The following is a 15,321-nucleotide window of genomic DNA, read 5'->3' as shown; positions in this document are numbered from 1 at the left end:
TAATGAGTTCAACGGATATATATGAAGTGCCAACGCAAACTAAATTAACCACTGCGCTAGAGAGTGATTTTCCTATAGTTGAAATCAGCCAAATTGCTGAGCAAGAGAGTTGGCGCAAAGAGATAAACCGCCCGATTTATCATATACATAAGTGGTGGGCAACTCGGCTTGGATCAGTATTTCGTGGGATTACATTGGGTGCGCTAAGTAAGCCTGGAACTGATTTGTGGGCGCAATTTTATGAAACTCATAACTTCGATGGAAAAGTTGTTCTTGATCCATTCATGGGGAGTGGCACGACTCTGGGAGAAGCTGTAAAGCTTGGCGCTAAAGCTATCGGATGTGACATCAATCCGGTAAGCACATTTCTTGTTAGACAAGCGTTTACTCCCGCTAGTGAGGAGCTACTACGGAATGCATTTAAACAATTAGAGCAAGATGTAGCTTCAGAGATAAGACGTTATTATCAGACAAGAGACCCAGAAACAGGTGAACTCATTCCTGTGCTTTATTACTTTTGGGTTAAAACTGTAGCAACCCCTGACGGGGAAGTATTGCCGCTTCTATCTCGCTTTGTTTTCTCTCAAGATGCATACCCTAAGAAAAAACCTCGTGCACAAATATTGTGCCCTAGGTGTTGGGGGATTTTTGAGGATCGTTTCGACACTACAGAGCTTCAATGTAAACACTGCAACCATCATTTCAATCCTCAACAAGGTCCTGTATCTGGCCAGTATGTTACTGGCGCTAATGGTGTGCGTCATCGTATCAAAGATCTTTTATCAAAGGATGATGAACCTCCAAAGCATCGCATGTATGCGATGATGGCGTTACGTGATAACGGGCAAAAAGTTTACTTGCCTGTACAAGAAGAAGATATTGACTTGTTCAATTCAGCTGCTGCTAGACTCTCGGTTGAAATATTGCCTCTGCCTGAGTCGAATGTTCGATCTGGGCACAATACTGACCAAGCTAGGGGGTATAACTACACCAAATGGCGTGATTTTTTTAACTCTCGTCAACTACTTTGTCTTGGCATATTACTCCGTGGAATTCTTCGTATAAAAGATCAAATTATTCAAGAACAGATGTTGTGTTTATTTTCCGGAACTCTTGAATTCAACAATATGTTTTGCAGTTTTAAGGGCGAGGGCACCGGTGCCGTTCGGCATATGTTCTCAAACCATATCCTCAAGCCTGAGCGAGCACCACTCGAAAACTCAGTATGGGGAACACCAAAAAGTAGCGGCACATTCAGTACGTTATTTGAGTCTAGGTTACTGAGAGCAAAACGATATCTCGAAGAACCCTTTGAAATTGCACTGGGATACGATAAAGAGGGTAATCGTGCGGGTTCCAGCAAAATAGTTGCTAGCCACCCTATTCGAGCCAAAAATTATGAAAACTGGAATGAGCTGAAAGATCAAGAGCAGGGGCTGCTTATCCTGAACGGTGATAGTTCAGCATTGCCAATCCCTGACAGTTCGGTAGATGCTGTAGTTACTGATCCCCCATATTTTGACTTTGTGCATTACTCTGAATTGAGTGATTTCTTCTTTGCTTGGCTTTCTCCGGCTCTAAGAAGCAGATATCCCTGGATGAACAAACAGGATTCATCTGATTTAGGAGAGGTTCAGCATAAGGACCCTCGTGTTTTTGCACGCCAACTTTCCTCTGTATTCACTGAGGCGTGTAGAGTGCTTAAAGATGAAGGTGTATTAGCTTTTAGTTTTCATCACTCAAGGGCTGAGGGATGGGCGGCTATCTATGAAGCCATAAACAGAGCAGGGCTTGCTGTTGTGGCAGTTCACCCGGTTCATGCGGAATTGCGCGCCGCAAGTCCGAAAACAGCGGCAAAGGAACCTATTAGTCTAGATGCGATTTTAGTATGCCGGAAGAAGGTGTTCGCAACTTTTCAACCGCCAGAACTCCATAGATCCATATCTTCCATTGCAGATAAACTTGGATTGGCCGGCATGCGTTTATCTATGGGGGACCGATTTGTTATCGGTGCCGCACATACACTTATTGCTCGTGCTAGTGATGATCTAAGTTTTGATGAAATCAGGGTGGAACTTGAATCGGTATTAAAAGAGCTCGAAAACCTATGAGTGATTTGTTTTATTACTACGTAAACTCTTTGATTATATTGCTAACATGAAGAAAAAAACGAGGAAGCAATGCATCCTCGTTAGAAATTTAACACCTTAACAAGCCTCATGCAGCCTTTCGGCGGGCGCCAAAGATGAGCATCAGTGCTACGGCTGCGGCTAACCCAGCAGGAGCTGAGACATCGGCCATGTTTACAGGGGCATTGGGGTTATTGATGTTAATTGTCGGGTCGTTGATGGAGCTTAGCGTGGTGCCGCCATCACTCACCAAATATACCCCCGCATAGATGTTCTTATATAATAAACTGCTTGAGTAAAGGTGTTCTAACCAGACGTATTTATTTACTTCATTTCTTCCAAACAGGAATGTTTGACCATTTTTTTCATATAAGCCATAGTAATAGCCGCTTAAATTCGCTCCAAATAACCGATGTTGTATACCTTGATCTCCGTAATTTTCATTAATTGTTACGTGAGGACCATTAGAAAAGTTTATGGGGTATAAATTCATGGCCAGGTTTACTATTTCCTGATGTGTAGGAATTCGCCAGCCCATATAAATAGTACCAAGTTCTGATTTAACTTGATCAATACTTTTGTTGCCAGTTGCAGTAAGATCTAACCACTCAAGTCCCGTTTCAGTATCCAGCGTTGCAAAACCGTCACCAGCGTTTTTCCAGTCTGTTGACACAAACGCAGCACTTGCCTGAGTTGAAATTAATCCGGCCACCAGGGTGGCGATAACAAGAAGCTTCTTAAGCATAGTCAATTCCTTTTACACGAGAAAAAATTAAAGCCTGCTGTCAGTTTTTCTTACACGAAATCCTTGGTTTTCAGCAGGTTTTGGCGTCATCTAATCCTAATACATCAATTAACGTGCCAACAATGAAAGGCTAGTGTGCTGCTCTTGGCTGGAATTCTAGCTCAACACCCAATAACAACTAAATTGCGGAAGATCTTTGCTTTATTGTTACGTAGAACAATTAAAATCATCATTTTTCGCTGACGTGAGAATTTATTTTTCGGGTAAAAGTGGAGAAGTGGACACCTGTACGCTACGCTTAATTTGTGAGCGAAAACTAAAAATGTAAAGACGATTCCGGATCTTCAGCGTGTCTTTACATTTTGGTGTGATTTACTAGAGAAAGGCAGGCAAGTATTGATTTCATTGATGATCTGACTTTACACACTAAAAACATTACTGTTCCGTTCTGACTTTCACCAAAGATGTAATTGTGTAATTTATTGCCAATAAATTTCATTTAATCAAGGCATTAAATAAAACCCCGCTATTGCGCAATGCAAGTCAGTTAAGCATGACCTGTTTGCTCTAAATCAACCGTTGAAGGCCATGGATGGCCGGAATCGAGCCTCAGGGATGATTCATGGCGTGTTGATGTGAGCAAACTGCGTCATGCTAAAGGTTAAACTGAACGGTACCCCGCTATTGCGGGGTTTTTGTTTAGGTTAGTAGGGTGTTTACGCTATGTGCGCTCAATAAACTGCGCCCGGCGTAAGCGGTCATGAACAGCGAGCCAGGCTTCACCTTGCGGCGGCAGTTCACACCAGATCGCAGTGACGCCTAGCTTATCCGCTTGGTATAACTGGCGATAGAGCTGGCTGGCGTAGCCGGCAGCGTCGGTTGGCATCTGTGTAGTGAATACACTTGCTTGCGCTGTCGGTAAAGCGTTGAGATGCAGCACCGCAATATTGCTTGGCTGTTCTAACAACAACGCATGCAGTTGTGCGCTATCTAAGCAGCGCAGTGGGGTATTCGGTTGATAATGCGCATCAACATTGCCGGGCACTTGCACCTGATGTTGCTGCGGTTGCAGTACAGTTGTTTTAAGTACAGCTTGCAGTTGCGAGGCCGTGATGGGGCCTGCGCGCACAATGCGGATTTGCTCGCCGGTTAAATGGACAATGGTTGACTCCACACCATGCTCACATTCACCGCCATCCAATACCGCATCAATACGGCCATTTAACCCGGCAAGTACTTGCTCGGCACTGGTCGGGCTCAGCTTTTTATAACGGTTAGCCGAAGGCGCTGCAACGGCCAGTTGGTTTAGTTGCAATACTTGTAACAAGGCCGGGTGTGCCGGCATTCGCAGACCAATACTATTTAGGCCACCGGTAATCACTGGGCTAGCGTGATCGGCTTTGGGCAATAACAAGGTTAATGGCCCTGGCCAAAAAGCCTCGGCCAGCTGCCAGGCAGCCGCGGGAATATCTTTTGCCCACTCACCTAGTGCGGTTTTCGCATGCAGATGCACAATTAACGGGTGATTGGCTGGGCGGCCCTTGGCAGTAAAAATGCCAGCTACCGCGCTAGGGTTACTGGCATCGGCGGCTAAACCATAGACGGTTTCTGTTGGCACGGCCACTAACTTACCCTGTTGTAGTAAATCAGCGGCGGTGGCAATATCTTGGCCCTGTTGGGCGTTTAATCGTAGTGTGTTCATGGGTTACATATCTGACAATATTGAGCGGCAGCAAACGATTTTGCGACCGGGTAGCTTTCGGTATGCTGACAGCGTTGGCAGCTGGCTCGTCGCAGCCGCGTTAAGCTGCTAGGGGCACCACAGTCTTCGCATGGCAAACCCGGTAAGGCGTGATCTGGCCAAAAACCTGGGGTGGCACACACAGGGCAATGTTGCTTTAAGCGCTGCAGCAAGTCGCGGGCTGCATGGGCAATATGTTGCTGGCGCTCTGGGCAACAATGCGCACGCAAATCATAACTAAGTTGTAGCGCGCCGTTGGCTAACAGCTGTGTGGCTTGTTGTTCTGCTTCTGCCAATGTTAAGCCTTTACAGATCTGTTGCTGTTGTTGGATCAACAAACGTTGATCGGCAGGCAGCTGTTTTAGCGCCTGCTGTAGTGCGGTGTGATCCGATATCGTCCACTGCTGCACGGCACTTGGGCCGTAAAATCGTCCGGTAACAACCCAGCCTGCCTCAATATTTACCGCGCTAATCAGTTCTTGGTTAAAGGTACCTAGGCCAAAGGGGCCAGCGGAAAAACTGCCTTCGCTGCCAAGACCGATAGCGCAACCACTGAGATCGGCAGCAATAGCGGCTTTGCGTAGGGTGCATTCAACCGGTGACATAAAGCGTGCCCGCTCGTTGGCAAAAGTGCCTAAGCTATCTGTATCAAAACTGTTTAGCTCTTGCACCTGCCAGCCCAGTTCGGCCAGTATGGGGCGGATAATTGCCCCTTTACCATGCAGTGTGGCTATGGCAACGGTTTCACTCATAGTGGGGTCTCTTGCCAGCCTTGCTGCTGCCACTGGTGCACGCTGCCGTCTTTGTCCAGTTGATAAAGCCACAACCATTGCTGATTGACCAAGGCCGCCACATCGGGAGCGCTCTGGATAATATTGGCGATGGCGTCTTTTGGCGCAGCGATTACTACACTTAAGCGAACCGGTTGGTGCATCAATTTTTTACCATCATGCACTGATTGCCAGGCTAAGCCAGTGCGTAAGTCACCGCCGTTACCTTCAAAAACACCAACATGGCCTGCCACAACATTATGCAATAACTTGTTACCGCTGCCGTATTTTTCTGGAGCAACCACTGAGGCGTAATATTGTAAGTTAATCCAGTTAGTCACCACCATCGGTGCCGTCATAATGGTATGCAATAAACTAAAATTGCTGTCCTGTGCCGCATCGTAATCATGCAAAAAGCAGCGACCTTGTAAATCGAGATTCTTGGTGAGGCTGCGTGGTGCCACGATAAAAGCGGCATTATTGGCTAAGCCCCATTCAGGGCGAACTTGTGCCCAGTCACGGGTGCGCAGTTTGAAAAAGCGCGCTAGCGCCGGATCGCTTTGACCTTTTAATCCAAATTGCGGCGCGCGCTGTTGCCGGGCTTGCTGAGTTGCCTTGGCTAGCCATGGCAGCCAATCTGCTTGCTCAGGCGCACGGTATACTTCCAGCTCGTCTGAGGTAGTGTGGTGCATCGCGGCATAAAACTGGGTGTCAGCAGGGATGTCAATATTCTGCTCAGACGCTAAAGCGGTTCGTACTGCCGCATCGTTCAGCATTTGCGCTAACACTTTGACGTTGACTTCACCGGTTTGGCCGCCACAGGCGCCGCAATCTAAGGCAGCAGCATGTGGGTTATTGCAACTGTCGCTGCCATGTCCAAACAGCAATACAGTGGGCGCCAAATTATGCTGTAAGCCCATGGCGGTTAAAATGGCAGCGGCTAATTGTGCTTGCTCGCTGATGCTCAGTGGTTGGTCGGCTTGACTTAATTGCCACTGGCTGTCGGTAAGGTGCTTATTAATAGCATGCGGTGCTGCGGTGCGCAGAAATGCCCGTTTGATTAAACTCAGTAGCTTAGTCGCGCCAGCAGCTTCTACCATGCCTAAGCTAGAGGAGGCGAGATCAAAGCTTTGTTTCCAGCCCAAGTCAGGTTGGCGTGATAGGGTAGGTGTGTTAGCACGAATTTGTGTGACCTGTAACGCAGGGGCTAACAACCCCGGTAATTGTGGCCGACTAAGGGCACTGTCTGTGGCTTTAAAAGCGATAGGCAGGCCGAAAAAGCCAGCAAAACCGAGAGTTTGGATTTGCTTATGTTGTTGCTCCAGCGCGCGGCGCATTGGCTCAGACCTTACATCGATGCAAAAAGCCGCTTGCAGCAAGGGCTGTGCTGGCTCAGTTGCAACCTTTTGCTGTTGCTGCAGTTGGCGCAGCAGAGGTTGTTGCACACTCAGCTCCAGTGCGCGTTGCCATACTTGGCGAAGATGCAATAGGCCTTCGGTTTGTGCTAACGTTTTGGCATAGTGTTGCGCTTGTTGCTGCAGTGCTTGTAGCAGCGATTGATGCTGCGGATTATGCTGTTTGCTGTGTTGCCATAACACCCAATCCCACCCCAATAACATATAAAGCAGTTGGCAAACAGCATGTTGGCCTTGCTGGCCTTGCAAAGCCTGTTGCCAATCGAGCCATGCTTGCCAGCCGGCCCAGCCAGACAGGCTTTGTAACAAACTTTCGAAATAAGCTTGTTGAGCTTGTGCAGTCGGTAGCCACGTTGCAAACCAGGGGCTTAATTGCTGCAATAATGCTTTGGGTGAATCCGGCAATGCCACAAATAAAGCCGTTAAACCTTGCCCGGTGAGCACCTGCAAGCCTTTGTCTTGGCGCACCACACTGAGCCAACTGTGATAGGCATGATCGGGGCTGCTGGCATCGGCATTAAAGCGCTCGGGATATTGGTAATAGAGTGCCAGAAATTGGCTTAACTGTTGTTGAATTAACTGCGGCCAAGGCAAGCTTGAAGTGGCTTTTTTTTGAGCTGCTAACAGTGTGGGCAGGCTTTGCCACTGGCTTAATTCAGTGGGCTGCGCCAGGCCAGCAAGGGCTTGTTCATGGCTGAATGATAAGCCTGCTTCTAACAGTGCCTGTTGTAAGTGGTTCGGCATAATTTGCTGCTGCCACTGTGCCAGATACCAATCAGCCGGCATTATGCAAGATGTGCCAGCCAATAGCTGTTGTTCGGCACAGACGGCAGTAAAGGCCGTGGCGCGTTTCGGCCACCAAGGGTTAACCGCGATCATTTGATCTAATGGCCACTGTGGTGCAATCTGACGGGCGGCAGCCGCGAGTAAACGTTCAGTCTGTTCCAGCGTAATATCCACGTTGCTTTGCAGCGCACTCATAATGGCTCCTTTAGTTGCGATGAGGCGGTTTTCGATTGTGGCGTTGTTGCTTTGTAAGGCCAAATTTTAAGGGTTAACCGGGTTGCCCATTCATCCAAATAACCACCGGCATTCAGCCAAATAAACAGCTGATTTAGCGCCGGTTGGCTGGCGTGATAACGCAATAGAACGGCCACCACAAACAAGATGATAAATACCAAGCTGCTTAGCACATCAGCGACAAATGTGCTCCCTTGCGGTGTCGGCATAATTGCAGAGAGGCAGGTTTTACCCAGCAGATACAGTGTCAGTAAACCCAGTGCATAGCTGCTGGCTAACAAGCAACGTTGTAGGCGATGGCTATCGGCACGGCTAAGCGAGGGCAGCAACAACACGGTAATGGCGAGGATTAACAGCACGCTACTGGCTAAGCTGGCGAGTGGCACAATGAAATGGGTTAGCCCAGTGAGCAATGCTGCCAGTATTATAGCGGCAAACCAGTGTTTAGCGCTGGGCTCTATCTGATCAGCCAATTGCGCGGCAAGGTAATGATTCACAGCATTGCCACTGTGTAAAAAGGCATAGGCTTTGTAACAGGAATGCGCCAGCAGATGCAGTAGCGCTAGGGTATACAAACCCAGTGCAATCTCCACCAGCATTAAACCCATTTGCGCCACGGTTGACCACGCTAAACGTACCTTGATGCTAACGCGAGTGGTCATTATCAGCGCGGCTAAAAAGGTACTGATTAGCGCGGCAAACAGTAATACTGCCGTGGCTAACGGACTCAGGCTGAGTAATGGCGCAAACAATAACAGCAAGATACCGCCAAGATTAATAATACCGGCATGCAGCAGAGCCGACACTGGCGTTGGTGCTTCTACCACTTGGATCAGCCAGCCATGTAACGGCAGTTGAGCGCACTTTAGTAAGGCTACTGCTACCAGCAAGAGTGCGGCGCTGTGCAGCATGGCTGAGGCTTCAGACGTTTGACTAAGCTGCAGGAGCAGTTCGTTGATGCTAGCGGTATCAAACTCTAAATACAGTAATAGCATGGCGAGGGCTAACAGCAACTCACCCAAGCGTGCGCTAAGGGCTTTTTTATGCGCAGCCAGTTGTGCTCGTGGCCGCTCGGGATAAAACAGCAGTAATTGTTGTACGCTTAAACTGATGGCGACCCAACCGAGCCAGAATAGCACCAGATGATTACTCAGTAGCGTAACCATAACGGCCGCTAGCGTTGCGGTTAGCGCGCGCATAAAACGTGCTTTTTCGGCTTCACCATATAAAGCGGTGGCGCTGTAACGCCAAATGACAATACCCAGTAAGACAACCAGTGAGAGCAGTACCAGCTTTAAAGAGGTTAAATGAAGTAATGTTTGCATGCCACACCTAGGCTGATTAAACGTGGTGCTATTTTGCGAAAAGCACTAATATAAGTAAAATACATATTAAGTTAGAAATTGTTCACTAAAAGAGAACTATGAGCCGACTGAATTACCATCATCTCTATTATTTTTGGCAGGTGGCCCGTGGTGGTAATTTGACCGAAACCGCGCAGCGCTTGCATATTTCGCAGTCGGCCTTGTCGGCACAAATCAAGCAATTTGAACAAAGCATGCAGGTACAACTGTTCTCGCGGCAGGGGCGGCGCTTAGTGTTAACCGACAGCGGCTATCAAACCTTAAAATATGCCGAAGATATTTTTAGCCGTGGCGAGGAGCTGGAACAATTGCTGCTGAAAGGCATGCAACCGCAACACAACCCTCTGCGCATTGGCACTTTAGCCACGATGTCGCGAAACTTTATTGAAAGCTTTATCGCGCCCTTGCTGTTGTCTTCTAATGTGCGCTACAGCTTGTTTTCGATGAATCAAACGGCGTTACTGAATGCGCTGGCCGAACATCAATTAGACCTAGTATTAAGCAATATTGCGGTGCAAGGAACCGATAATCAACTGTGGCAGTGTCGTTTGTTGGCACGACAACCGGTGGCAGTGATTGGCCCGCCGGGTAAAGCCTTACCCGAAAACTTGGCGGCCTATCAACAACAGCGCTGGGTGTTACCACCAGTGCATAGCCCCATCCGCACCGCCTTTGACGCCTTGGCCGCACAATACCAGTTGCAACCCGATGTCGTAGCAGAGGCAGATGATATGGCGATGCTGCGGCTGTTAACGCGCGACAGTGGCGCTTTGTCGGTGATCCCCGAGGTAGTAGTAAAAGATGAATTACACAATGGCAGTTTAGAGAAATACCTGATGCTGCCAGAGGTGTATGAGAACTTTTACTTTATCACCACCCATCGTGAATTGATGCATCCACAGCAAAGTTTGTTATTAGACGCTTTTGATGCGCAAAGACTATCTTACTCGGCGAATAGCTGATGAATAATACTTAACTCGTTAGCCGCGGCAGTCCGGATTTGCTGCTCAAGTTCACTAGTGAGCATAGTAAAGGTTGCAACGTCTTCGGCGTGCACGCTGGTCTGCTTTAGGTTGTGTTCCAGCTGACAAAGTAGCTGGTGCAGATCGGTCAACCCCACAGTACCAGAAGTGCCTTTTAGTGTATGCACAATGGCTAGCATCTGGGCCCAGTCTTGCTGTGTAATAGCTTGCTGCAAGTCTATTAATTGCTGTGCTAGGTTTGATTCGAAGCTCTGTAAGACTCGTTGAAAAAACTGTTCATTATCGGCAAAACGTTGCAGCAAGTTGGCGCGCGTTTTTATGATGCGAGGCTGGCTTGGCAGATCTGCCTCTGCGCTGCTTATGGCGTTTTCCATAACGATACGTTTATGGCGGCTAATTGGCAGTTTGTTTAGGTTGTTGCGGTTTGGCGCTGCTGGGCTTCGGCCCGTATACTGAAGTAATGTGCTAATGACGGCATCAATATCAAAGGGCTTGGTCAGGTGCGCATTCATACCGGCTTGCAAGCAAGCGGCTTGATCAGCTGCATACACATTGGCGGTCATTGCGATTATGGGTAAATCAGAAAAACGGCCATCGGCGCGAATGCGCCGAGTGGCTTCAAGACCATCTATGTTAGGCATCTGCACATCCATTAAGACCGCATCATAGCCTTGTTCTGGTGTGCTGCTCTGTAACACAGCATTTACCCCTTCGAGCCCGCCTGTCGCAATATCCACTATGGCGCCTTCGTTTTGTAGTAATTCTTTGGCCACAAACTGGTTAATTTCATTATCTTCTACCAGCAAGAGGCGCAGCCCTTTGAGCTGTTTTGTGCGTTTTGATGGCTTCACTCGTGTGTTCAGCGCAGGTTGTTTACCGGCAAGCACGCTCGCGATCAGTTCAACTAATTGCTTGGGGGTAACGGGTTTCGTGAGCATGGCGGCGTAGGGTATCTGACGATCTTGCGGTAGGGTGCTCAGGGTTTCACGGCCCTTTGCCGTTACCAGCATAATAATCGGCGGCAAGGCGTGGTCAGTAGATGTGTTAAGTTGTTTTAATATGCTGAGTTCGCTTAAGTCGGGTAAAGGGTAATCCAGCAGTAGCGCCTGTATGTTTTGCTGCTGGTCATAGCAGCGTGTCAGCTCAGCCTTTGCGGCTGTTAACGATGCCGCGGTCAGCACCTTGGCACCATGCTGACTGACCGCCTGGCTTAAGAGCGTCAGAGCTGAAGGGTTGTCATCAATAATTAAAATGTTGGTATCTTTTTCAAACGTTGTTGCTTCAGCTAAGGCTCTGTTGGTATCTAGCGCTAAGTCAATGTCAAACCAGAAGTGGCTACCTTCACCTAAAGCACTTTTTAGCTGTAATTCGCCGCCCATCATCTGCACCATATTTTTACTGATCACTAAGCCCAAGCCACTACCACCATATTGACGTGTGGTAGACGCTTCAGCCTGAGTAAAACCATCAAAGATGCGCTGTTGTTGGGCCGGACTTATGCCGATACCCGTATCGATTACACTAAAGCGGAACCGGCAAGCACGGTCTTGTGCATGAACTTGTTGTAACTGAATGATGACTTCACCCTGGTGAGTAAATTTAATGGCATTACTCGCCAGGTTAATCAGGATCTGTTGTAGTCGAAGTTTGTCGCCAATAATCCATTGTGGAAGTTCGGGATCGATATCGAACAGCAATTCTACTGTTTTAGTCGCGAGGTTATGCGCCAGAACCACGGCTAACTCCCGCATCAATTCATCCAGATTAAAGGGATGCTGTTCTAATTCTAATTTACCTGCTTCAATTTTTGAGTAATCGAGGATGTCATTGATTAAATGCAGTAGCGACTCGGCGGCAATCTGCGCATTACTGGTATAATCATCTTGCTGCATGGAAAGTTCGGTGGTTTTCATCAGTTGCAGCATACCCAATATGGCGTTCATCGGGGTACGAATTTCATGGCTCATATTGGCTAAAAATAACGATTTGGCTGCATTGGCATCTTCTGCAGCGGCTTTAGACTCTCGTAAGTATTGTTCCAACTCATGTGTAGCAGTGATATCACTGTTTACGCCAATGACTCTAATGGCCCGTCCTTTTTCATCGCGCTGTACATAGGCACCTGCTTGAATGTAGCGAGTTTTTCCACTGGGTAAAATCAGTCGAAAGGTCAGGGTATATTCACCAATACCGGCAACGGCATTGTGCAGTTTGGAGAGAGTGAAAACGCGATCTTCTGGATGCACCCGAGACTCCCAATGTGCATAATTTAAGCCTTGTTCGCGTAAAGTGATGGGTTGCTCGTATAGCTGATACATCTTGTCATTCCATTGCAGCACATCATCGCTGATAGACCATTCCCAAATGCCGAGTTGGGCAACTTCATAGGCCAGCGTCAGTTGTTCAGTTTTTGACAATAATTGCTCTTGAATAGATAGCAAAGCGGCTTGTTGCTGTTTTTGTTGAGTAATATCCGTTGAAATGCAGAGATAGCCGACAACTTGAGCTTGCTCGTTACGCATGGTGGTAACCACCATGGTGATCGGAAAGCGTTGGCCATCTTTACGAATATAATGCCATTCGCTTTTATCTACACCGGTAAGATTAGAGGTGTAAATTAACGTTTGAAAGCCACTAATATGGGTATTGTGGATTTTAGACAGTGCGGTAGCATGTGAGGCAATTTCGGTTTGATCATGAAACAATAAAGGTGTGGTTTGGCCGATCACTTCAGACGCTTGATACCCTAATAAGCGCTCAGCGCCGTGGTTGAATAATTTAATGTTCCCTGCCGTATCGGTGGCAATAATGGCAAACTCTGATGCTGCCGACAGCACGTTTTCAAAAAGTAAATTAACTTTGGCCAAATCAGCGGTTCGCTGCTCAACCTGGGTTTCTAAATTTGCGTTAAGTTGTTGGATCTTCGCTTCGGCGGCTTTTTGTTTTGAAATGTCGCGTACAACCTTAGACACGCCAATTACGCGACCCTCTGACGAACGAACGGGTGAAAAGGTAATGGAGACATCGATAGACTTGCCATTTTTATGTTGACGTACAACCTCAACATTAGGAATATATTCGCCCTGCGCGGCGCGTTTAAAAAAAGCCAAGTCGGCGTCGATATCCGCTGGCTTGACAATCAGTTTGCTTAGCGTTTTGCCTATAGCTTCATCCGCTTTAAAGCCAAAAATAGCTGTTGCGCCTTGGTTCCAACTTATTATATTGCCGTCAATAGTATGACCAATAATGCCATCTGCTGAGCTGTGAACAATAGCTGCGAGCTTAGCTTGTTCCGCTTGTAACAAACGCTTATGGGTTAAATTGATATTAATTAAACTTGTTAGTAAGGCTAACAAGAAGGACAGCGTTGAGCCAATAATACCGAGTTGTGAAGGTGAGGGCAGTCGCAGTTCTGCGATAAATTGTGGCGTGACTGAGTAATCAAACTGCCAAGTACGACCATAAACTTGGTGTGTTTCAGTGCTGAGGTAACGGCCACTACTGCTGTTTATGGCATTATTAAAAAATAATACGGGCTTAGCAGGATCCGTGATATCAGTTAAATGTAAGATAGATTTTTGATTATCCAGCTCCTGTTCAGCTAAAACTTCTGACATCAATAACGCTGCATAGCTCCATCCAAAAGCTAATTTCTCGCGCTCGGCCACTGTTATTGGTGTAACTGCACCACGGTATATTGGCATCATAATTAAAAAGGATTGTTGAGGTTGACCACTAGCTTGTACTAAGGTGATCGGCCCTGTTAACCGCACCTCCCCGCTTTGCATGGAAGACAAAGCCGCCTGGTAGCGATTATGTTCTGAGGCGATGTCTAAACCGATAGCCGCGAGATTTTGATCTACCGGTTCAATATATTGGATAACATAACGCTCACCAATATGAGGCGTCAGCTCTTTGATACTAAAACTAGGCCAATCATCCGCTTGGGCAGCCGCTAAAAAGGCCGCTTCTTGCTGGCGCGGTACTCTGCGAATAAAACCAAAACCACGCGCACCAGGAAATTCGCTATCCACATCTCGGGTTTGACTATAACGAAGAAATAGGTCTCGGCTTATTTTTTCTTCATCTATTGTTATTAGTGCTCCACGAGCACCGCGTAATCCATATTGATAAAGTTGAATACGCGTTAAGATATCTTGTGCTTTTTGTTGCAGTGAGGCTTTGGCGGCTGTTTGGATACGTGACTGGTTTGCTTGATGAACTTTATAACTCAGAGTAATACTCAATGCTAGGCTGCAAATTAAAACAAGCAATGACCATTTATTTAATAGCGATTTGTTAAATTTGGGCAACAAAGGCGCTTCCTTTTTTGTTATTTAAGATACATCGTAGCAAGCTTGTCGCATTTTAATGCGCTGAAATAACAAGCATATTAAAGATAGCTTGAGCCAGATTGAAAAGCCACAATTTAACATGTTGTTCTAGGTTTTAATGAAAAAGCCGAGGGGGAGGGAAACCACCGCTCCCACCATGTGGAAGCGGTAGGTATTTAGCGATTAATCAGGAAATCAGCGCTGTCGCGGCGTACTTTTTTCAAGTCGACTAACCAATCAGCACCGGCTTCGCGGTAGCCCAATGGCAGTAATATCACCGATTTTAAACCCAGTTCACCTAATCCCAGAATGCGATCAACGTGCTCAGGTTCGAAACCTTCCATTGGCGTAGAATCCACCTCTTGTTCCGCTGCCGCGATCAGGGCGGAGCCTAAACCAATGTATGCTTGACGTGCGGCATGCTCAAAGTTTTGCTCGGCCGGACGTTGTGGATAATAAGCCAAGAGTTTTTGCCGATAGGCTTCCCACCCTTCGTTTTTAAAGCCGCGCTGTTCGTTTACCAAATCAAACATCATATTAATGCGCTCAGGGGTGTAGTTATCCCAAGCAGCAAAAACCAATAAATGCGAGCAATCAGTAACTTGTGACTGATCCCACGCCACTTTACGAATTTGTGCCTTTAAGGCGTCATCCGTTACCACTAATACCTGATAGGGCTGCAGGCCACTTGAACTGGCAGATAAACGAATTGACTCCAGAATAATATCGAGTTTTTCAGTGGGCACTACCGCATCAGGGCGCATTTTTTTGGTGGCATAGCGCCAGTTAAGTAATTCAAGCGTGTTGGACATGATCATCA

8 protein-coding genes and 1 pseudogene are annotated in these 15,321 nt (G+C 47.3%); 2 read left to right on the top strand and 7 right to left on the bottom strand.

Annotation, left to right across the window (positions count from 1 at the left end; all coding sequences use genetic code 11):
- Positions 1 to 2 precede the first annotated feature (2 nt).
- On the top strand, positions 3 to 2,111 hold the full coding sequence (locus JAO78_RS06610; protein WP_226750575.1) for a DNA methyltransferase: 2,109 nt from the start codon (positions 3 to 5) through the stop codon (positions 2,109 to 2,111).
- A 106-nt stretch (positions 2,112 to 2,217) separates the two neighbouring features.
- Here the strand turns inward: JAO78_RS06610 and JAO78_RS06605 are convergent, their stop codons facing one another.
- The 5 genes and pseudogenes from JAO78_RS06605 to JAO78_RS06585 all read right to left on the bottom strand — a co-directional run.
- Positions 2,218 to 2,874 carry a hypothetical protein gene (locus JAO78_RS06605; RefSeq protein WP_226750574.1) on the bottom strand — a complete coding sequence of 219 codons (657 nt, stop codon included), beginning with the start codon at positions 2,872 to 2,874 and terminating at the stop codon, positions 2,218 to 2,220.
- 721 nt (positions 2,875 to 3,595) lie between these two features.
- Entirely contained in the window at positions 3,596 to 4,576 is a 981-nt protein-coding gene (locus JAO78_RS06600) for an L-threonylcarbamoyladenylate synthase (protein ID WP_226750573.1), read from the bottom strand.
- Positions 4,573 to 5,367, bottom strand: coding sequence for a DUF6671 family protein (locus tag JAO78_RS06595; protein ID WP_226750572.1), 795 nt, complete (start codon positions 5,365 to 5,367; stop codon positions 4,573 to 4,575). The genes JAO78_RS06600 and JAO78_RS06595 overlap by 4 nt, the downstream gene beginning before the upstream one ends.
- Positions 5,364 to 7,781 carry a DUF2309 domain-containing protein gene (locus JAO78_RS06590; protein ID WP_226750571.1) on the bottom strand — a complete coding sequence of 806 codons (2,418 nt, stop codon included), beginning with the start codon at positions 7,779 to 7,781 and terminating at the stop codon, positions 5,364 to 5,366. The genes JAO78_RS06595 and JAO78_RS06590 overlap by 4 nt, the downstream gene beginning before the upstream one ends.
- Positions 7,778 to 9,148 (bottom strand): annotated as a pseudogene (locus JAO78_RS06585) (NADH-quinone oxidoreductase subunit L); the annotation flags it as partial. The pseudogene JAO78_RS06585 and the gene JAO78_RS06590, both read right to left, overlap by 4 nt.
- 95 nt (positions 9,149 to 9,243) lie before the next feature.
- Between JAO78_RS06585 and JAO78_RS06580 the strand changes: the two are divergent.
- On the top strand, positions 9,244 to 10,146 hold the full coding sequence (locus JAO78_RS06580; RefSeq protein ID WP_226750569.1) for a LysR family transcriptional regulator: 903 nt from the start codon (positions 9,244 to 9,246) through the stop codon (positions 10,144 to 10,146).
- Here JAO78_RS06580 and JAO78_RS06575 read toward each other — a convergent pair.
- Together JAO78_RS06575 and JAO78_RS06570 are read right to left on the bottom strand one after the other, a co-directional pair.
- The gene (locus JAO78_RS06575) at positions 10,128 to 14,414 is read right to left on the bottom strand and encodes a PAS domain-containing hybrid sensor histidine kinase/response regulator (RefSeq protein ID WP_226750568.1); all 4,287 of its coding nucleotides are present in this window, start codon (positions 14,412 to 14,414) and stop codon (positions 10,128 to 10,130) included. The genes JAO78_RS06580 and JAO78_RS06575 overlap by 19 nt on opposite strands.
- A gap of 263 nt (positions 14,415 to 14,677) precedes the next feature.
- Positions 14,678 to 15,313 (bottom strand): NAD(P)H-dependent oxidoreductase, encoded by a 636-nt coding sequence (locus tag JAO78_RS06570; RefSeq protein WP_226750567.1) that lies wholly within the window; start codon positions 15,311 to 15,313, stop codon positions 14,678 to 14,680.
- Positions 15,314 to 15,321 lie beyond the last annotated feature (8 nt).

The sequence above is a fragment of the Alishewanella maricola genome, from assembly GCF_016343785.1.
Lineage (GTDB): Bacteria > Pseudomonadota > Gammaproteobacteria > Enterobacterales > Alteromonadaceae > Alishewanella > Alishewanella maricola.
Note: the sequence above shows the minus strand (reverse complement) of the source record. Positions and strands in the feature narration are given on the sequence as shown.